The 19,803-nt window shown below is 67.6% G+C and carries 18 protein-coding genes; 5 read left to right on the forward strand and 13 right to left on the reverse strand.

All coding sequences use genetic code 11. The features are described from left to right. Positions 1-7: 7 nt before the first annotated feature. Positions 8-1,429, reverse strand: coding sequence for an NAD(P)H-hydrate dehydratase (locus tag ACVWWN_RS34870; RefSeq protein WP_457147916.1), 1,422 nt, complete (start codon positions 1,427-1,429; stop codon positions 8-10). Between the two features lie 95 nt (positions 1,430-1,524). Here ACVWWN_RS34870 and ACVWWN_RS34875 point away from each other — a divergent pair, with 95 nt between their 5' ends. After that, positions 1,525-2,298 carry a trypsin-like peptidase domain-containing protein gene (locus ACVWWN_RS34875; protein ID WP_457147917.1) on the forward strand — a complete coding sequence of 258 codons (774 nt, stop codon included), beginning with the start codon at positions 1,525-1,527 and terminating at the stop codon, positions 2,296-2,298. 363 nt (positions 2,299-2,661) lie between these two features. Here the strand turns inward: ACVWWN_RS34875 and glmS are convergent, their stop codons facing one another. Further along, positions 2,662-4,527, reverse strand: coding sequence for a glutamine--fructose-6-phosphate transaminase (isomerizing) (gene glmS / locus ACVWWN_RS34880; RefSeq protein ID WP_457147918.1), 1,866 nt, complete (start codon positions 4,525-4,527; stop codon positions 2,662-2,664). Positions 4,528-4,705: 178 nt separating this feature from the next. On the opposite strand from glmS, the gene ACVWWN_RS34885 reads away from it, so the two are divergent. Beyond that, on the forward strand, positions 4,706-5,560 hold the full coding sequence (locus ACVWWN_RS34885) for a dienelactone hydrolase family protein (protein ID WP_457147919.1): 855 nt from the start codon (positions 4,706-4,708) through the stop codon (positions 5,558-5,560). A gap of 38 nt (positions 5,561-5,598) precedes the next feature. Next, positions 5,599-6,651, forward strand: coding sequence for an LLM class F420-dependent oxidoreductase (locus ACVWWN_RS34890; RefSeq protein WP_457147920.1), 1,053 nt, complete (start codon positions 5,599-5,601; stop codon positions 6,649-6,651). A 9-nt stretch (positions 6,652-6,660) separates the two neighbouring features. Here ACVWWN_RS34890 and ACVWWN_RS34895 read toward each other — a convergent pair whose 3' ends face one another. Then, positions 6,661-7,377 (reverse strand): SDR family oxidoreductase, encoded by a 717-nt coding sequence (locus ACVWWN_RS34895; RefSeq protein WP_457147921.1) that lies wholly within the window; start codon positions 7,375-7,377, stop codon positions 6,661-6,663. A gap of 70 nt (positions 7,378-7,447) precedes the next feature. Here ACVWWN_RS34895 and ACVWWN_RS34900 point away from each other — a divergent pair, with 70 nt between their 5' ends. Further along, the gene (locus ACVWWN_RS34900; RefSeq protein ID WP_457147922.1) at positions 7,448-8,326 is read left to right on the forward strand and encodes a LysR family transcriptional regulator; all 879 of its coding nucleotides are present in this window, start codon (positions 7,448-7,450) and stop codon (positions 8,324-8,326) included. A 154-nt stretch (positions 8,327-8,480) separates the two neighbouring features. On the opposite strand, the gene ACVWWN_RS34905 is transcribed toward ACVWWN_RS34900, so the two are convergent. The 6 genes from ACVWWN_RS34905 to rplM form a co-directional block, all read right to left on the reverse strand. Then, entirely contained in the window at positions 8,481-9,932 is a 1,452-nt protein-coding gene (locus ACVWWN_RS34905) for a hypothetical protein (RefSeq protein WP_457147923.1), read from the reverse strand. Between the two features lie 2 nt (positions 9,933-9,934). Beyond that, complete coding sequence (locus ACVWWN_RS34910; protein WP_457147924.1) at positions 9,935-10,240, reverse strand: type VII secretion target; 306 nt, start codon at positions 10,238-10,240, stop codon at positions 9,935-9,937. Positions 10,241-10,283: 43 nt separating this feature from the next. Further along, complete coding sequence (gene glmM, locus ACVWWN_RS34915) at positions 10,284-11,621, reverse strand: phosphoglucosamine mutase (protein ID WP_457147925.1); 1,338 nt, start codon at positions 11,619-11,621, stop codon at positions 10,284-10,286. A 149-nt stretch (positions 11,622-11,770) separates the two neighbouring features. Beyond that, positions 11,771-12,187, reverse strand: a complete 417-nt coding sequence (locus ACVWWN_RS34920; protein WP_457147926.1) for a hypothetical protein — start codon at positions 12,185-12,187, stop codon at positions 11,771-11,773. A 231-nt stretch (positions 12,188-12,418) separates the two neighbouring features. Further along, positions 12,419-12,808, reverse strand: a complete 390-nt coding sequence (gene rpsI / locus ACVWWN_RS34925) for a 30S ribosomal protein S9 (RefSeq protein WP_457149398.1) — start codon at positions 12,806-12,808, stop codon at positions 12,419-12,421. Positions 12,809-12,930: 122 nt separating this feature from the next. Then, the gene (rplM, locus tag ACVWWN_RS34930; RefSeq protein ID WP_457147927.1) at positions 12,931-13,374 is read right to left on the reverse strand and encodes a 50S ribosomal protein L13; all 444 of its coding nucleotides are present in this window, start codon (positions 13,372-13,374) and stop codon (positions 12,931-12,933) included. 400 nt (positions 13,375-13,774) lie between these two features. On the opposite strand from rplM, the gene ACVWWN_RS34935 reads away from it, so the two are divergent. Next, complete coding sequence (locus ACVWWN_RS34935) at positions 13,775-13,930, forward strand: excalibur calcium-binding domain-containing protein (protein WP_457147928.1); 156 nt, start codon at positions 13,775-13,777, stop codon at positions 13,928-13,930. A gap of 78 nt (positions 13,931-14,008) precedes the next feature. Here the strand turns inward: ACVWWN_RS34935 and ACVWWN_RS34940 are convergent, their stop codons facing one another. From ACVWWN_RS34940 to eccCa, 4 genes are all read right to left on the reverse strand, one after another. Further along, positions 14,009-14,305, reverse strand: a complete 297-nt coding sequence (locus ACVWWN_RS34940; RefSeq protein WP_457147929.1) for a WXG100 family type VII secretion target — start codon at positions 14,303-14,305, stop codon at positions 14,009-14,011. Between the two features lie 9 nt (positions 14,306-14,314). Then, positions 14,315-14,638: a WXG100 family type VII secretion target gene (locus tag ACVWWN_RS34945; RefSeq protein ID WP_457147930.1), complete on the reverse strand. Its 324-nt coding sequence runs from the start codon at positions 14,636-14,638 to the stop codon at positions 14,315-14,317. 81 nt (positions 14,639-14,719) lie between these two features. Beyond that, entirely contained in the window at positions 14,720-15,925 is a 1,206-nt protein-coding gene (locus ACVWWN_RS34950; RefSeq protein ID WP_457147931.1) for a type VII secretion-associated protein, read from the reverse strand. Further along, a complete protein-coding gene (eccCa, locus tag ACVWWN_RS34955; protein WP_457147932.1) occupies positions 15,922-19,797 on the reverse strand; it encodes a type VII secretion protein EccCa in 3,876 nt (1,291 codons plus the stop codon). The genes ACVWWN_RS34950 and eccCa overlap by 4 nt, the downstream gene beginning before the upstream one ends. Positions 19,798-19,803: the final 6 nt, after the last annotated feature.

Raw genomic sequence — 19,803 nt, forward strand, 5'->3', positions numbered from 1 at the left:
GTTGGGTTTACAGGTCGGCGACGGCGTTGCGCACGTGAGCGAGGATGCGCGACGCCGACGTCGGCGCGGGTCGGGGCCCGGGGTCCTCGGCGGACAGGTTGGCCGCCCGGGCATGCACGAATGCCGCGGCCGCCGCCGCCCGGCCGGTGGGCAAACCGGCGGCGAGCAGCGCTCCGATGATGCCGGAGAGCACATCACCGGAACCTGCGGTGGCGGCCCACGATTGGCCCGCGCGGTTGAGGAAAACCGGTCCACCGGGCTCGGCGATGACGGTGACGTTGCCCTTGAGGAGCACCGTGGCGCCGAGCCGATCGGCGAGTCTGCGCGCAGCGGCGACGCGGTCGTCGCCGGGGGGCGATCCGGCTATCCGGGCGAATTCCCCTGCGTGCGGGGTCAATACAGTCGGCGCAGTACGGTCGGCGACGAGGTTGGGATGCGCGGCCAAGATGGTCAGCGCGTCGGCGTCGACGATGACGGGCAACGTGGTGTCAAGCGTAAACGACAGCGCCGCCGCTCCGTTGTCGTCGGTGCCGAGACCGGGCCCGACGACCCACGCCTGCACTCGTCCCGCAGCGCCCGCATCGGGCGCCGCCACCACCTCCGGCCAGTGCGAAACCACCTCGGCGGCCGCACTTCCCGCATACCGAACCATTCCCGACGTGGCGGCCACCGCTGCGCCGGTGCACAGGATCGCCGCCCCGGGGTAGGTGGATGATCCGGCCAGGACGCCGGTGACGCCCTGGGTGTATTTGTCGTCCTTGGCACCGGGCACCGGCCAGAGCGCCTCGACGTCGGCCGCGGCCAGACTCACCATGTCCGACGGCTGCAGGTCCAGACCGATGTCCACCAGTTCGACGCGACCGCACTCGCCCAGCGCATGAACGGGCTTGAGGCCGCCGAATGTGACGGTCAGCGCCGCCTTCACGTGTGGGCCGTCGGAGGCGCCGGTCTGCACAGCGAGGCCGCTGGGGATGTCGACCGCCACGACCGGGGTCCCGGCATCGTCGATACCGGCGAACACCTCGGCCGCGTTCGGCCGCAACGAGCCCGAACCCGAGATGCCGACCACCCCGTCGATCACCAGATCGGTTGTGGCGGGCGGCTTTTGTACCACCCTGCCGCCGGCGCGGACGAATGCGGACAGGGCCTTGTCGTGGGTGCGATCCGGATTGAGCAAGACGGCGGCGACGTTGGCGCCGCGCCTGCGCAGGAACGCCGACGCCCACAGCGCGTCGCCGCCGTTGTCGCCGGAGCCGACGACCGCGCACACGGTCCTGCCTGCCACGCCGCCGGTGAGGAGCCTCAGCTCGCGGGCGATCACGGTGGCCAGGCCGTACGCCGCCCGCTGCATCAGCCCGCCTTCGGGCAGCGACGCCAGCAGCGGCGCTTCGGCTTCTCGGATCGCGTCGGCGGAGTAGTAGTACCGCATCAGCTCCCGTTCTGCTCGACGTGCCCGCACCTGACAGGCTACGTGCCGTCGCGGCTCCGTCGTCGGCGATTGGGTCCGCCCTCTAGTGTCTTCCTATGAGGCGACTGCGCGTCGCGCCCTCGATGCTTGCCGTCATCGCCCTGTCACTGGGCACACTGCTCGGTTGTGCTCCAGTCGTGGAACGGTGGGCAGACAGGCCGTTCACCACACGTTCGGAGGAAACGCAGGCTCCTCAACCCGATCATGACGTCGACGTCGCCACCGCGCGGCGCAGCGTCGTGAAGGTTCACACGGAAGCGCATACCTGTCAGAAGTTGCTCGACGGCACCGGCTTTGTCGTGGCACCGAACCGGGTGCTGACCGTGGCTCACGTCGTCGCCGGCGGCGACAAGGTTTCGGTGGACATCGGCGGCGCGGTCTATGACGCACACGTGGTCTCGTATGACTCGGCCACTGATGTCGCCGTGGTGGACGTGCCGAGCTTGCCGGCACCACCGCTGCCTTTCGGCAACGTCCCCGCAGCGGTCGGCACCAAGGCCTTGTTGATGGGATACCCCGGTGGCATGTCTTTGGTCGTGACACCGGTGCGGATCGTCGATCGGATCCAACTCGACGGCCCCGACATCTACCGGACGACGAAGACGAGCCGTGAGGTCTACATCATCAGCGGTGGCCGCGGCCAAGTCGTGCCGCACGGCGAAAGCGGTGGCCCGCTCCTCGATATGACCGGACATGTGCTGGGCCTGGCTTTCGGGTCGGAGACCGACGAGCCCAGCACCGGATTCGCCCTCTCCGCTGCCCAGGTCGAGCCACATTTGGCGGCAGTCGGCACCGGAGATCCGGTGGCGACCGGGCCATGCGTCAGCTGAGCCCGTCGGCGGCCCCCCTGAACCGGCCCGCACGCTCGGCGATCTCCGTCGGATACTCGCCGTTGATGGCGTGCGAGGCATCCGGCCACAATTCCACGTCGCCGCGGCGCAACAGGGGGTCGTGCCCGCGCCGCTGCGCGGTTGGTGTCGTGGATCACGCTGCGGCCGCCGATCAGCGCAAGCACCGGTGCCTCGAGGGCGCGCAGTTGATCATTTGGGAACATCCTGGGCATCGACGTGCCAAGCAGGGCGAGGCAATCCGGCGCGGTGCCGGCACATGCCCGCGATGTTGACCCGCCACATCGGAGTGGGCGCGTTGCGGCCGGGAAGAAGCAGGACCGGCGGCGCGACGGGGTGGCACGCCTACTCGACGGTGACGGACTTCGCCAGATTACGTGGCTTGTCGACGTCGTAGCCGCGCGCCTGCGCGACACCTGCGGCGAACACCTGGAGCGGAATCGTCGAAAGCAGAGGCTGGAAAAGCGTTGACACGGCTGGTATTTCGATCAGATGGTCAGCGTACGGCCGGACCGTATCGTCGCCCTCCTCGGCGATGACGATGGTGGTCGCGCCGCGGGCCTGGACCTCCCGGATGTTCGACAGCAGCTTGGCGTGCAACATCGACGAGTTCTTCGGCGACGGCATCACGACGATCACCGGCAGGTTGTCCTCGATCAACGCAATCGGCCCGTGCTTGAGCTCACCCGCAGCGAAGCCCTCGGCGTGCATGTACGCCAATTCCTTGAGCTTGAGCGCACCCTCGAGGGCCACCGGGTAGCCGACATGGCGTCCGAGGAACAGCACGGTCTGCGATTCGGCGAACCGGTGCGCCAAGGCGGTGACGGGGTTCATCATCGTCAGCATGCGCTCGATCAGCTCGGGCATCGCTTCCAGGTCGCGGTACTCCCGCTCGACCTCGTCGGCGTACTTGGTACCGCGGGCCTGCGCAAGCGCCAGACCGACAAGGTAATTGGCGGCGACCTGCGCCAGGAACGTCTTCGTGGACGCCACGCCGATCTCCGGCCCGGCGCGGGTGTAGAGCACCGCATCGCATTCGCGCGGGATCTGACTTCCGTTGGTGTTGCAGATCGCCAGCACCTTGGCCTTCTGCGCCTTGGCGTGCCGGACCGCTTCCAGGGTATCGGCCGTCTCGCCGGACTGCGAGATCGCGACGACCAGGGTGTGCCGGTCCAGAACCGGGTCACGGTAACGGAACTCGCTGGCCAGCTCGACCTCGACAGGCAGCCGGGTCCAGTGCTCGATCGCGTACTTGGCCAGCAGCCCGGAATGATAGGCCGTGCCGCACGCCACCACGAACACCTTGTCGACCTCGCGGAGTTCCTGGTCGCTCAGTCGTTGTTCGTCGAGGATGATGCGGTTGTCGGCGAAGTGCCCGAGCAGCGTGTCGGCGACCGCGGCGGGCTGCTCGGCGATCTCCTTGAGCATGAAGTACTCGTAGCCGCCCTTTTCAGCAGCCGACATGTCCCAGTCGATATGAAACTCGCGGAAGTCGACGGCGTCCGTGCCGTCGAAGTCAGTGATCCGGTAGCCGTCGGCGGTCAGCACGACAGCCTGATCCTGGCCGAGTTCGACGGCGTCACGGGTGTGTTCGATGAACGCGGCAACGTCCGAGGCGATGAACATCTCACCGTCGCCGACGCCGAGCACCAACGGCGTGGAGCGTCGGGCGGCGACGATGGTGCCGGGCTCGTCGGCGTTGGCGAACACCAGCGTGAAGTGGCCCTCCAGCCGGCGCAACACGGCCAACACGGACGCCGCGAAATCGCCGGCGTTCTGCCCGCCCTGGTACTCCCGGGCGACGAGATGGACGGCGACCTCGGTGTCGGTGTCGCTGGCGAACTCGACGCCTGCAGACTCCAGCTCGGAGCGCAGCGCCGCGAAGTTCTCGATGATCCCGTTGTGGACGACCGCGACCTTTCCTGCCGCGTCGCGGTGCGGGTGGGCGTTGCGGTCGGTGGGACGTCCGTGCGTCGCCCAGCGGGTGTGGCCGAGTCCCGTGCTGCCGTGGAGGGTGGCCGCATCAGCCGCGCCGAGCGCCGATTCCAGATTGGCCAGTCGGCCCGCGCGGCGGCTGACCGTCAGGCCGCCCGTACCGTCCAGCAACGCGACGCCGGAGGAGTCGTAACCGCGGTATTCCATTCGACGAAGGGCATCGACGACGATGCCACACGCCGGACGCTGCCCGACATAACCGACGATTCCGCACATAGCAACCTAGGGTAATGCACCGAGCCGCAGCACACTCAATTGAGAGCAAAAAACTTCCACTACGGCTGAAAAATGTCGTCCATCGGGACGACAGCAAAGGGATCCACTGGGCACCGTACGGCAGAGTCCGGACCACCACGCGCGGTGGCCATCACACCCAGTGGGCTACGGTCATCGGGTGGCCCGCACGAAGAAGCTCTTCGCCGCTCTGACCCGTCGGGGCCCGAACCGGGTTTTGCGCGGCGACCTGGCGTTTGCTGGACTCCGGGGAGTGGTCTACACCCCCGAATCCGGGATGAATCTGCCCGGCGTGGCGTTCGGTCACGACTGGCTTGCCCGGACCGACCGCTATCACGCCACCCTCGAGCACCTGGCTTCGTGGGGCATCGTCGCGGCGGCGCCCGACACGGAGACCGGGATCGCGCCCTCGGTGCTCAACCTGGCGTTCGATCTGGGCACGACACTCGACATCATCTCAGGTGTGCGGCTGGGTCCGGGAAAGATCAGCGTGCACCCGGGCAAGCTCGGTGTCGTCGGGCACGGCTTCGGCGGGTCCGCGGCGGTGTTCGCGGCGGCCGGCATGCCACACGGGCCGCACGGTCTCAAGGCTGTGGTGGCGATGTTTCCCACGGCGACCAAGCCGCCCGCCGAGGATCCCGCGGCGACGCTTGAGGTGCCCGGTCTGATCTTGACCGCGCCTGGCGATCCGATGACGCTGCGGTCCAACGCGGTGGAGCTGGGTCGGGCATGGAAGAGCGCGACGCTGCGGACGATGAACAAGGCCAAGGCCGGTGGCATGGTCGAAGGCCGACGACTGGCCCGAATGGTCGGGCTGCCCGGCGCGGACCGCAGCACCCAGAAGGCGGTGCGCGCGCTGACGACCGGCTACCTGCTGCACCTCTTGGCCGGCGACAAGACCTACCGTGACTTCGCCGACCCCGAAATCGATCTGGCCAAGGCGCCGGCCATCGATCCGTTCGCCGACGACCCGGTGGATCTCGAAGACAAAGTGATCGCCCTCCTGAAACCCTGAGGCAATCTCAACCAACTGGTTGGTGTATACATCAGATGATGCGGACCGGGACTTTTCTGAGTTATGCGGACGGCGGCTACTCGAATTTTGCCGAGGCTGCCGACGAGGTCGTCGAGTTGGAGAAGATCGGCGTCGACATTGCGCTGGTCGCCGAGGCGTACTCCTACGACGCGATCAGCCAACTCGGCTTCCTGGCCGCGAAGACGTCGCGAATCGAGCTGGGCTCCGGAGTGGTGCCGATCTACGTCCGGACGCCGTCGCTACTGGCCATGACGGCCGCCGGGCTGGACTACGTGTCGAACGGCCGCTTCCGATTGGGCATCGGCACGTCGGGCCCGCAGGTGGTGGAGGGCTTCCACGGCGTGCCGTTCGACGCGCCGCTGGGCCGCACCCGCGAGGTGGTCGACATCTGCCGGCAGGTGTGGCGGCGCGAGCGGGTGCAATACGACGGGAAGTATTACCGGATTCCGTTGCCTGCCGACCAGGGCACCGGCCTGGGCAAGCCGCTACAGCTCATCAATCACCCTGTCCGCCAAAGCATTCCGATAACAATCGCGGCATTGGGACCGAAGAACGTGGAGCTCACCGCCGAGATCGCCGAAGGCTGGCAGCCGGTGTTCTTCTATCCGGAGAAGGCGGATGACGTATGGGGCGAATCACTTCGGGCCGGCTTCGCCAAGCGTGATCCGGCGCTGGGTCCGCTGGATGTCATGGTGAGTGCCCCCCTGGCCATCGGTGACAATGTGGAGGATCGATTGGCCTGGGCGAAACCACAGTTGGCACTTTACATCGGCGGCATGGGCGCCCGCGGGCGCAACTTCTACCACAACCTGGCCACGCGCTACGGGTACGGCGACCTCGCCGACCACATCCAGGATCTCTATCTCGCAGGCAAGAAGAGCGAGGCCACCGACGCCGTGCCCGACGATCTGGTGCGCAACGTGTCGTTGGTGGGTCCGCGCGGCTACGTCAAGGAGCGCATTGCCGCTTATGCCGAGGGCGGAGCCACCACGCTTCTGCTGCAAACACTTTCGGGCGATCGCCGCGAGGCCCTGCGGTTCGTGGAGGAACTGCGCGACCTTCTGCCCTAGTTCCGGGGCCTAGACGAGGACGGTGCCGCCATCCACGGTCAGGATGACGCCGGTCCCGTATTCCTGCTCCATCAGGTAGATGTAAGCCCGCGCGATATCGGCAACCTCTCCGACCCGGCCGAGTGGAAGCCGCTGTGCCGCTTGGTCATACATCGCCTGTCGATCGGCGTCGCCGATCGTGTCCCACAGCGGGGTGCGCACAACACCCGGCGCCACGGCGTTGACCCGCAGCGGAGCAAGTTCGACGGCCAGCGCCTTTGTCACTCCGTTCATCGCCTTGCAGATGCTCACGGGCAGCACTCCGAAGCCGTACTGTTCACCGGCCGTGCCGCTGGTGAGCGTGACCGACCCGCCCGTCGCCATGCGCGGCGCGAACACCCGCACCGCGCTGAGGGCACCGACATACCGGACGAAGAGGAGCCGGTTGATGACCTCTGGTGTGAGGTCTGGCAGGGACGCCATCTCGAGCGCATCGCCAGCGGTGTAGACCAAGTGATCGACCTGCCCGAGGTCGGCGGCCAACCGGTCCAACGATGCCGGATCGGCGAGGTCCACGGTGGCGCCGCGCGCACCGTCGGGCAGTTGAGAGATGGCGTGGTCGACGCTGGACTGGCGCCGCGAGACGACTATCGGTACGGCACCGCGTTCGGCCGCGGCGGAGGCGACGCTCAGGCCGATACCGGACGTGCCGCCGATGACAAGGACTCGTGAGTTCTTCAAGCTCATGGCTCCACTGTTCGCGGGTAGCCGTGAGCCGTCCAAGACCCTTTTCGTCGACGAGCGATACCCTTGGGGTATGACGACGGCGGATCTGGACATGCGCAAGCTCCGCTACTTCGTGACGGTGGCCGAGGAGCTGAACTTTGGCCGGGCCGCCGATCGCCTGCACATCGCGCAGCCGGTGCTGTCCCGCCAGATCCGCTCGTTCGAGGGCGAACTCGGCGTGCAGTTGTTCGACCGCGACTCCCGGGGAACTCGGCTGACGGCCGCGGGTACCCAGCTGCTCGAGGACGCCAAGTTTCTGCTTGCCGAGTCGAAGGCATTGCGGCAAAGGCTGTTTCAGGCAGCAACACCGACGGTCACCGTGACTGTCGGGGTGATGCCCGGGCTGCTCGCGACGGCCGCCGTGCGGCGGTTCGAATCGGCCGACGCCGGGCACCGCGCCGAGGTCGTTCAGGTGCGGTGGGCAGAGCAGGTGACCGTGGTACAGCGCGGTGACGTCGACGTCGTCTACGCGCGGGAGCCCATCGATCACCATGGGCTGGGAACGGCCCCGTTGCTAGAGGAGCCGCGGGACGCGCTGGTCTCGACCGCGGATCCGCTGGCGGACAAGCCGTCGCTGCGGTTGGCTGACCTTGCGTCCCGTCGGCTGCTACAGGACCCTGGCACTGTTCCGGAGTGGTATGCGATCGCCGAGCCCGACCAGCGCCGCGCTTCCTCGCAAAAGATGGTGTCGACCGTCGAGGAGAAGCTGGAACTCGTTGCCGCTCAGGAAGGTTTCGCCGTCCTGCCACGTTCGACGACGAAGTTCTACCGGCGGCCGGATGTACGGGTGATCCCGATCGGCGACATCGCGCCGAGCCGCGTGACCCTGATTTGGAATGCCGCGGTGAGCAGCCTGGCTCGCGACGCCTTCGTCAGCGCGGCGCTGGCATGCCGGGCCGAGACGATCTGACGCCGGCCCAACGGTTCTAGGCGGCGATCTTGGTGCGCCGTGCACGAGTGCGGTGGTGACGTAGGTGCCGAGGACGCCGCCACGCCGGCGACACCCTGACGGATGGTGACGGTGATACGCGGCTCCTGGCACGCACAACATCACGGGTCGCAGGCTACCCGGGTGACTCGCCGACCTGCGGAAGTTCGTCTGCGGCGATCTCACAGGGAGTTGCCGCCGGCTCCGCCGGGCCGGCCGGACTCGGCGGCGGGATCGGCTCGAATGGCGCCGCTGGCGCTGGTGTCGTCGGCGGCTCAGGCACGGACGTGGGCGCAGGCGCAGGCGGCGGCTCGGTGGACAGATCGTCGGCCGCCGGATCGACGGGCTCTTCGCCGGCAGCGCACATGTCGGCAGTAGGGTCGCGGCCGAGTTCGTCGTCGGATTCCTCGGTCAGTTCCTCGTCGGGTTCGGCGTCGGATTCCTCGTCGATGGTGTCGGACTCGTCGTCGGGCTCGTCGTCGATGGTGTCGGACTCGTCGAGCTCCTCGGCATCGGGCGGCTCGAGCTCGGCCGGTTCCGGCAGCGCGTCGCCCGACGAGTTGTCGAACAGGCTCCCGAGGGTGTCGGCGAGCTGCTGGCCGAATCCCGAAAGGCCGCTGCCGATATCGGGAGCGCCACCGCCGAGGCCGCTCGGTGACGGCATCGCGGGCACGGCCGCGGCGGGCACGGCAGCCGCCGGGTCGAGGGGCGGCGCCGGCGCCGTCCACTCCGAGGGCGGTGAGGGCATCGGCGGCGGGGGTGGCACCGCGGCGGGCACGCTCCACACCGGCGACCCGGCGCCGGGAAGGGTTGCCGGCGTCGCGGACGCCGGGGCCGTAACTCCGGCGGCCGGTGTGTTCGCGGTGTCGTCCACCCGAGGTGGCGTCCACGACGGCCCGAGATCGCCGGGGACGTCGAACACGGCCAGCGCCTCGGAGCCCAACTCAGACAGGGCCGCGTCGTAGGCGTCCGTTGTCGCTGCCATCGCTTCGCGCATCGCCGAAAGCCAGTCTGTGCGAATATCGTTGTCCACGAAAGGTTTCACCGACTGGTCGATCACCTCGCTGGCCGCTGCGCGATCACCCGCTCCGGTCGCGACGGTCTGTGCGGCGGCCAGCCAATCGGGGCGCTGGGCTTGTGTCCGTTCGTCGATGGCGGTGGCTGCGACCACCTTTCCGTCGACCGCGTGCCACAGGTTGTCCCGCAGAGTGGTGAGCGCCTCGGTGGCGGTACGCACGGCGGCCGCCACCGTCACCGATGCCTCGACATGGCGACGCAGGAATTGTTGTGAGGCGTCCGCACCGGGTCCGTGCCAGACGGCGGCGAGTTCGGCGAGTTGGTCGTCCTGGCGGGCCAGCGCATCCTGCGTCGCCGCCACCACGGATTCCAGAGCGGCGCGGTCGGCATCCAGGGTCCGCAGGTCCAGCCCGTCCTCGCTGCCGTACCAGTCGCGCACCTGCGAGGCGTGCAGGGTCAGGTCCGGATTCTGGTAGCCCAGCAGCTGACAGGCCCACACGTAGTTCTGCACGTTGTCGACGGCGGGACGGCCTTCGGCCAACCGCGAAGACACATCGAATTTGTCGGCCATCACTAACCCACTCGGTCGGCCGCGCGGGCGTCGGCATCGGAATAGCGCTGCGCCGACGTCCGTAGTACGGCGCCGATCTCGGCGGCGGCCCGCGACCACTGGTGCAGTTGATCTCCGATGTGGTCGACGGCGGCGCGTAACGCGTCACCATGCCCGACGTGCATACGGCCCGCCGTGGCGCCGTTGAATGCCACACCCGACAGGTGTCGCCGCGCGGCGCTGTCGACGATGTCGGCGACGATCTCGAATTGGCGGGCGATGCCGGACAACGCCGCGATATCGACCAGGGTGGCCGGTCGTTCTCCCATGCAGGCTATGACGCCGGCGAGACACCGCCGGTTCCGCCCGGATTCAGCGCTGGTCGCTGACCGATTCGGCGACCCGGACCGCAACCTGCCGCGCGGTGTCCACGTCGGCGGCCTCCACCATCACCCGCACGACTTGCTCGGTTCCTGAGGGCCGCAACAGAATTCGTCCGGTGTCACCGAGTTCGGCCTCGGCCTCGGCGACCGCGGACCGCACGGACGGCGCATCGGCGACCGTCGCCTTGTCAGCCACCGCGACGTTGATCAGAACCTGTGGCAGTGTCTGCATCGGCGCGGCCAAATCAGCGAGCTGCGAACGGGTTTGGGCCATCCGCGACATCAGCCGCAGGCCGGTGAGGATGCCGTCGCCGGTGGTGCCCAGCGCGGGCATCACGATGTGGCCCGACTGTTCTCCACCGAGCGAGTACTCCCCCGCCCGCAACTCTTCCAGCACGTAGCGGTCGCCGACACCGGTGGTGCGGACCTCGATGCCTGCCGCGCGCATCGCCAGGTGCAGCCCGAGGTTGCTCATCACGGTCGCCACCAGCGTGTTGGAGGCCAGTTCGCCGGCTTCCCGCATCGCCAGCGCGAGCACCACCATGATCGAGTCACCGTCGATGACGTTGCCTGCGGCGTCGACGGCCAGGCACCGGTCGGCATCGCCGTCGTGTGCGAGTCCGAGATCGGCGCCGTGGGACACCACGGCCGACTGCAGGGTTTCCATGTGTGTGGAGCCGCAACCGTCGTTGATGTTCAGGCCGTCCGGCTCGGCGTGGATCGCGATGACGTTCGCCCCGGCGGCGCGGTAGGCCCGGGGAGCGGCGGCCGATGCGGCCCCGTGTGCGCAGTCCACGACCACCGTGAGCCCGTCGAGGCGGGTCGTCAGGGCCTTGCCGACGTGGCGTAGGTACCGGTCGATGGCGTCCTCGGCGTCGATGACCCGACCGATACCGGCCCCGGTCGGCCGGCTACCGGGACCGGAGCTGACCAGTTCCTCGATGCGGTCCTCGGTGGCGTCGTCGAGCTTGTGGCCGCCGGGGCCGAAAATCTTGATGCCGTTATCGGGCATCGGGTTGTGCGACGCGGAGATCATCACGCCGAAGTCGGCGTCATACGCGCTGGTCAGATAGGCCACCGCGGGCGTCGGCAGGATGCGCACCCGAAGCGCGTCCACACCCTCGCTGGTAATGCCCGCAATCACCGCGGCTTCGAGCATCTCGCCGCTGGCCCGGGGGTCACGGCCCACCACGGCCACGCGCCGGGCGTGTCCGCCGACGCTGCCCAGCCGTCGGGCCGCGGCCGAACCCAGTGCCAGCGCCAACTCAGCGGTCAGACCCTGGTTGGCGACGCCGCGCACCCCATCGGTACCGAACAGTCGAGCCATGCCGACAAACCTCTCATAAATCGATGCCGCAGGGCCAACCAACGATGTCGCCGGCGTTGCCGCCGCTGAATCGGTACACGGTTGAGACCTGTAAAGGGCTCACCGCCCGCCCCCGGGCGCGGGTGCGGGCGGTGAGGTCGACATCGGGATCAGTGGGGCTGCTCGGCCGGGTACATCGGGTTGGCGGGATTGACCGGGTTCGTCGGGTTGTACGGCGTCCCCGCAACCGGGGCCTCTGCGGGTCCGGTTCCGCCGGTGACGGAGCCGGCCTGCGAGAACGTCACGGGGCCGGCGGGCAGGTTGCAGATCGTCTGCGCGCTGCTCGCGGTGCTCGCCTGCTGGGCCAGGGTGTTGGCCTGCGACGTGTTGATGTTGCAGACCGCACCGGCCACCGAGGCGGCGGTGTCGAGGTTGGCGCTCTGCAGGATCTTGACGTTACCGATGGCCAGGTCGACCATGTTGGCGCCGGGCAGGGGCTCGGCGTTGGCCATGCCAAGGCCCGCGGTGAACAGCAGCGATCCCCCCAGGACGGCGCCCGCAGCGGTCTTGCGCATGATTCTGCTCATGGATAGCTCCTTATCAATTGGGAAAGCAGCGGTCCGGACCCTCAACGAGTGCAAACTCGGTGCCGGCGGCAGGAGCGGCCTGCCTACGCACGCCATCGCGCGCGCCACCCGCGCTTTCGTCTCCAGGGCTTCCCACGATCACCCCCACTTCAAACCCAAAGCCCGGAAAATCCAGGTGAGAGACGAAACCGCCGGGCGTGTCGCACACGCCCGGCGGTTGTCGTCGATCGATCAGCGCTTGCTGTACTGAGGTGCCTTGCGAGCCTTCTTCAGGCCGTATTTCTTGCGCTCGATGGCCCGCGGGTCACGGGTCAGGAAGCCGGCCTTCTTCAGCGCTGGCCGGTCCTCGGGCTGCACCAGGATGAGCGCCCTGGCGATCGCCAGGCGCAGCGCACCGGCCTGCCCCGACGGGCCACCACCGTCGAGGTGGGCATAGACGTCGAAGCTGTCCACCCGGTCGACGGTCACCAGCGGAGCCTTGATCAGCTGCTGGTGCACCTTGTTCGGGAAGTAGGCCTCCAGTGTGCGGCCGTCCAGGTGGAACTGGCCGGTGCCGGGCACCAGGCGCACCCGCACCACGGCCTCCTTGCGGCGGCCGACGGTCTGGATGGGACGGTCCATGATGATCGGCTCGCGCGGGGCGGCCTCGGTCTCCGGGGCGGCGGCCACGGTGTCCTCGGCCGTAGCCGTGGTCTCCGCGGTCTCCGTGGTCTCTGCGGCGTCTGTGGTGTCGACGGTTTCGGTCACTGGGCCACCTGCTTGATCTCGTACGGAACCGGCTTCTGAGCGCTGTGCGGATGTTCCGGTCCGGCGTACACCTTCAATTTCTTCTGGATCTGCCGGCTGAGCTTGTTGTGCGGCAGCATGCCGACGATCGCCTTTTCGACGACGCGGTCGGGATGCTTGTCCATCAGCTCACCGATCGTTCGCTTGCGCAGACCGCCGGGATAACCCGAGTGACGGTAGGCATACTTGTTGGCCAGCTTGTCACCACTGATGGCGATCTTGTCGGCGTTGATGACGATGACGAAATCGCCACCGTCGACATTGGGCGTGAATGTCGGCTTGTGCTTGCCGCGCAGCAGATTTGCAGCTGCCACAGCGAGCCGGCCGAGCACCACGTCGGTGGCATCGATGACGTACCACGAACGTGTGGTGTCACCAGCCTTCGGCGCGTATGTAGGCACAGCGCGTACCTTCTCTCTCGGGTTGGATCCCCGGTTCCCGGGTGCCGGTCAGGCGGTGACGGTGGGGTTCTTCGGCGACCGACATTGACCCGAAGCCCCGTGCTTACCGCACGCCAACGCTGCAGCTTACCGGCGGACGTCGTCGCAGGTCAAAACGCCTCCGTAGGTGACCACTGAACGGTGGTCGGGGTGGCGTCGGCGCGCCTGCACCGCGCGCATGCTCCCGGCGCGCCAGCCGCTGCCACAAACCATAGGAAGCGCCCGATTCCTTGCGCCGGTAGTTAGCCGTGGCCTCTCGGCCACGGTTCCAGCTCCGCTGGCCCGTCTCTGCACAAGTTGACGATCACCACGGGGTCAAGATGTTCGTACTCTCATTCCCGCCGCCGGTCTTATGGTCGCGGTGGGTATCGGATTGGCTCCGATCGCCGGTGCCGCCGGCCCATACAGCAACTGCAGCCAAGCCAAGGCCGACGGCGTATGCAACATCACCCAGGATTCCCCCAACTACCTCGCGAAATTGGATCGCGACAGCGACGGCGTGGCCTGCGAGTGCTGATGCCTACTCGGCACAGAACTGTGCGGTCCCGTTGGCTCCCCTCCAAGCGGGACCGCACAGGGTCCTGTGGGTAGGGCGTCAGTAGCCCCACGCGTTGGCGGCAGTGCGATCGGTGGCGGCGACATCCTCTGAGCCGTCCCGTACGGCGTTGCCCAGGCTGAACAGGATCTCGTTGAGGGCGCCGGCGGCCTGCTCCCACCGTGCCTGCTCGACGCGGTACGCCTCCGCGGCGTCCCGCGTCCAGACCTGCTGCAGCGGCGTGATCTGCATCCTCAGGTCATCCAGCGCCGAGTTGAGCCGTGCGGAGGTGGTGTGGATTTCCTGACGGACCGTGTACTCGATCTCGTCGAAGTTGTACGACAGCACCTGATCCATGACATCTCCTTACAGGGTGGTGGCGACGGAACCGATTTGATGTGAATGCATTTCACTGGCCTCGCGCAGCGTCTGCTCGTTGTAGCGGATGGTTTCCGCGATGCGTTGCAATGCGGCGTGCAGCTTCACCGACTCGGCATTCCATCGATCGACGACGTCACGGAACCGCGTTGCCGCCACACCACCCCATACCGACGGCGGCACGCTGGTCATCCGGTCGATGAACGACTGCAGCATCGTGCGGATCTCGTCATTGCGCGCATCGGTCTTCGCTGCGACCGATGTCATGAGATCAAAATCGGTGTTCAGCGAACCGCCCGCCGGTGTTGTCATGGAGATCCCTTCGTATCGTTGCGGCCGTATAGATATGTTCGACGCGACCGATATGCATTCGGTTCCATCGGCTTTGGTGAATCAGAACACCGGATGCGCGGATCGCACGGCGTGATCGCACACGCTGTGCATCGCCGATTCCCGACCCGGTGCGCTCTGGCATCCAATCGCGATGCGAAGTGTTCCCTGGACCAAAACCGTCCACAGGATCTGGCGAGCGGCGCGCACTTCGCGATATGTCACCGCCGGCCTGTCCGCCACGACGGCCGCCGGGTCGAAATCGACGAAGACACCGTCGGGCTGCTCGTTCATCGCGTGCGACAGCGAATCCGCCGCGCTCTTCTCGGTCTGACGCGGCGCCAGACGGGACTGCGTGATGTGGATGGCCAGGTCGTCGGCCCACGGCGAGCTGATCTGCAATCGCGCCGAACCCGGACCCGACGTGATACGCCGAACGGGCCACTGGGCAGGGACCTCGACACCGAGGCGGCCCTCCACCACCAGCACCGAGGGCATGTGATCGGCCGGCGGATCCACGGCCGGGAAAGCCGCCACGGCGATCTCGACCGCCAAGCAGGACACAAGCGCGCCCGCGACCATGGCCGTCCGGCGACCGAGGCGCCGACTCTCCTGCGGTTTCTCCACCCCGTCGAGAGGTGCGGGTCCGTCCCGGGCCACCGCGGGCAGGAGCTCCGTCGCATCGACGGCCCAGTCCAGATCGGGAATGGTGACCACGACACCATCGGCACGTAGTCGCGCGGCGATCGCCGCGCCGAGCGGCACCGCGCCGGCTATGCGGGGAGGAGCATCGACAACGACCGCGGTGGCGGAGCCGACCTCGCGCGCCACCGCGAGCGCGACATCAGAGCCATCACAACGCGGCACCACGACCGCGGCGGTGCCCGGTGGCGACATGATGACGAAGTCGTCAGCGATCTCTGCGAACGTGACGGCACTGCCGTCGAACCGGCGCCGCAGCAGCGCTGTTCGGCGCCGCACCGCGATATCCGTCGCGAGGCCTCGCGCGGCCTCGGTCACCAGATCGATCCGTCGCAGTGGCCACCACGTCGGAAACACCATCACCAACACCATGACCGCAGTCGGGTCGGAGGATCCGATCACCTCGTGCAGCACGGTCCGCCAGACCTGCGCCAACGGGACGGGGCTGTCGTCGATCAATGCGATCGTGTCATCGATGCATTCGATGGCGGCCGAGACCCATTCCTCCCTGGCGTCGTTGGGACCCCGGACGGCTCCCGGGCCGATCTCGACGAGCAGCCCGGTCACGGCGGATCCGTCCATGCAACCTGAACGAGGTGATCGGGATATCCACGGGTGATCAATGTGCCGCGACCCGGCGGTAACGCCGATGGCCGCACCGAGCCGAGTAGCACACCCTCCTCCGGGCTCGCGCTCATCATCAATCCCGTGCAGCCGAGGTCACGCAGGCGGGCGAGCACCGGATCGAACATCGCCCGGGAAGCACCACCCGAGCGGCGGGCCACTATCAGGTGCAGTCCGAGATCTTTTGCGTGCGGCAGGAAATCGGCGAGCGGTGTCAGCGGGTTGCCGGAGGCGGCGGCGACGAGGTCATAGTCGTCGACGACGAGGTAGATCTCGGGGCCCGACCACCACGACCGGCTGCGCAACTGTTGTTGCGTCACGGCGTCGCCGGGCATCCGGTCCGCCAAGCGACCGAGCAGAACCGCGACGCGGGACACCAGCCCGGCGGGCGACATCGAATAACCGGCGAGATGCCCGGTTTCGACGACACCGAGCAGCGTGCGGCGAAAGTCAACGATCTCGAGTTGGGCGCTGTCGGGGCTGTTGTTCCGGACGATCTCGCGACACAGCAACCGCAGCACCGACGTCTTGCCGCATTCTCCTTCGCCGAGAATCAGAAGATGCGCGTGCTCCGTGAAATCCACAGCCACGGAGTTCAGTTGGCGTTCACCGACACCGATCAACGGTCCCGTCGACGGCCCAGGCGAGCGGGCGACAAGCGCGTCGCGATCGACCCGCGTGGGCAACAGTTCGATGCGTGGTGCCTGGTCGGCCCGCCATCGGGCTCTCAGACGAGTGACTGCGGCCGCGATCGCTTCGGAGAGCCCGTCGGCCGTGGTGCATCCGTCCAGCCGGGGAAGCGCGATCACCATTTCGCGCCCGTCACGGGTGATGCCCCGCCCGGGCGGGGCCTGCGATAGTCGACGAGCTTGCCTGCGGTCCACCTCGGAGTCCGCCGGGTCACCGAGCCGCAGTTCGATTCGGGTACCGATCTGGTCCTTCAACGCCGGGCGAATCTCGGCCCAGCGCGAGGCCGAGATGACGACATGAATTCCGAACGAAAGACCCTGCGCGGCAAGCCCGGTGATCGATGCTTCGAGGCCGTCGAATTGCTGTCGAAGTGTTGCCCAGCCGTCGACGATCAGGAACACGTCACCGAACGGGTCATCGGAGGCTGCCGGATCTTCCGCCCGCCGAAGTCGGCGATAGTCATCCACCGAATCGATCCCCAGCCGACGAAACCGGGTCTCGCGCGAACGCATCAACGATTCCAGTTCCGCGATCGTCCGGCGGCACAGGTCGGTGTCGCGGCGTCCCGCCATCGCCCCGACATGAGGCAGCCCATCCAGCGACGACAGCGCGCCCCCGCCGAAATCAAGACAATAGAACTGCACCTCTGCCGCGCCGTGCGCAGCGGCCAGACTCATCACGATCGTGCGGAGCGCCGTCGACTTCCCCGAACGTGGGGCGCCGACCACCGCGATGTTTCCGGCCGCGCCGTCCACCTCGGCGACCAACAGATCGCGGCGCTGCTGGTAGGGACTGTCGATCAGCCCGATCGGAACAGCCAGCCGCCCGCGTCGACCGCCGTGCGACATCACGGCGTCGAGAGGAGGTGAACCCGTCAACGGCGGCAGCCACACCCGGTGCGCGGAGGCGCCATGGTCCTGTAAGCGGTCGACGATGACATCGAGCAGCGGCCGTGTCGAGACGGCAAGTCCACCGGCGGCTTCGCGTGGTTCGACGACGTCGCCGACCGCCACGGCCGTGAATACCTGTGCCGCGGCCGGCCCGTTGTGTTCCACCCGGCTGTCATCGGGCAATCGGTAAGAGCCGGACACGAAAGCGGTTCGGAACCGCACCAACTCCCCGGAAGGAGTCTTGAGAAAGGCCGCACCCGGCGAGCCCGGAAGATGATAGGCGTCGGGCACACCCAAAACCGTGCGAGACTCGCCGGCGGAGAAGGTCTTCAGACATATCCGGTAGGACAAGTGGGTCTCCAGCCCGCGCAGCCTGCCCTCGTCGAGGCGCTGGCTGGCCAGCAGAAGGTGCATCCCCAGCGACCGTCCCAGCCTGCCGATGGCTACGAACAGCTCGGCGAACTCGGGATGCTGACTGAGCAGTTCGGAGAATTCGTCCACCACGATGAACAACACGGGCAGCGGAGCCAGGGCGGGGTTTCCGGCGCGGGCTTTTTCGTAGTCGGCGGTGTCCGTGAAGTTCCCCGCCGCCCTGAGCAACTCCTGCCGCCGGTTCATCTCGCCGGCCAGTGCATCCTGCATGCGTGCGACCAGATGCGCGTCGCCGGCGAGGTTGGTGATCAGCGCGGCGACATGACGGGTCCGCTCCAGTCCCTGAAACGTCGCACCACCCTTGAAGTCGACGAGGACGAGGTTGAGAACATCGGGCGGATGCGCGGCGATCATCCCGAGGGTCAAGGTGCGCAGGAACTCCGACTTACCGGAGCCTGTTGCTCCCACACACAATCCGTGCGGTCCCATGCCGTCTCGGGCGGCCTCCTTGATGTCCAGCTCGACGGCTCTCCCGTCGTCCGTCAGGCCGATCGGGACCCGCAGTACAGGTCGATGGTCTGCGCTGCGCCAGTGCGCGTCCGGATCGAAACGTGCGGGGTCGTTCAGACCCATCAGCTCCGGCCAGCCTTGCTCGTTCATCGCGCGCACCGTTCGGCCGCTCGACGCATCGGCCGTCCGGTACGCAGCAAGCCGCCGCGCACACTGCAGGGCCTGGGCGGTCGTCAACGTGTCGGCACGCGCAAGCACCCGATCGACGATGCCGCCCCGAATCGTCAGCTCGTCCAGATCGACGTCCAGATCGGCTGAAGCACCCGATGCCGCTGCCCCGCTGCTGCACGACCCCACCACCAGCAGCGTGGCCGCCGTCAAACACGCTCCCGGCAAACGTGGTTCGACATCCGACCGGGATACACCGTCGAGGATCACCACCAGGTGTGAGATTTCGCCGCCATCGGTCACCGCCGCCAAGGCCCGTTCCGCTTCGCCCAGCGTGCCATACACCAGCCTGGCCGGTCCGGCGCCGTCTACCGCTCGCGGATGTTGATGATGCGGAAGCCATTTGAGCCAGTCCCACTCTTCCACAGCGGGCGGGCCCACCACAGCGGCGACCTTGACATGGTCCGGGCTGTGCATGACCGCCAACTGACAGATCATCGCCCGCAGCAGTGCGCGCCCGCCTGCCTCGCCGCCGCGGAGTGTCAGGACCCGGACTGCCCGCAGCGCCACCGTTACCGGAAGATCCCGTACCACCGATCGACGTCGGATCAGTCCGAGCAGCGCCGCGGTCGTGACGGGGTCGCGCTCGTCACAGGACGGTAGATCCGGTACCGACAGCCTTGCGGCCGGCGGCCCTTCACCGAGTCCGGCTCGGACCTGACAGAAATCCTCATCCGACGGTCGACGTTCCCACATCCGGCGGCCACCCACCAATGACCAGAGAACATCGGGATCGGGGTGGCTCCAGGCCAGGGCTCGATGTTGCCTCTCGATCATCGACAAGACGGTGAGGTCCAGGCCGGCGAGGTAGCGGAGGTATGCCCGGCGATCATGGTTGACCTCTGCCGTGCGACTGGTTCCACGCCCACCGAAGGCGAACGTTCCGAGCACGGAGGTCAACATCATGACGGGAAAGAACATGGACATCGGACTTCGCAGTGCCGAAGCTCCCGAGGTGAAGTAGACGGCCATCATTCCGCCGGTGGCGACCACCATGACGATCGGTAACAGCCGCGCCAGCGGGTTGACCGGCGCCGCCTTCGGTATCTCGGGCGGCGGGTCGACCGCGATCTCACCGTCATCGATCGGTGGCGCGGCAAGCCGGGCATCACACGCGAATTCCATCAGTGA

Source organism: Mycobacterium sp. URHB0021 (genome assembly GCF_054057895.1).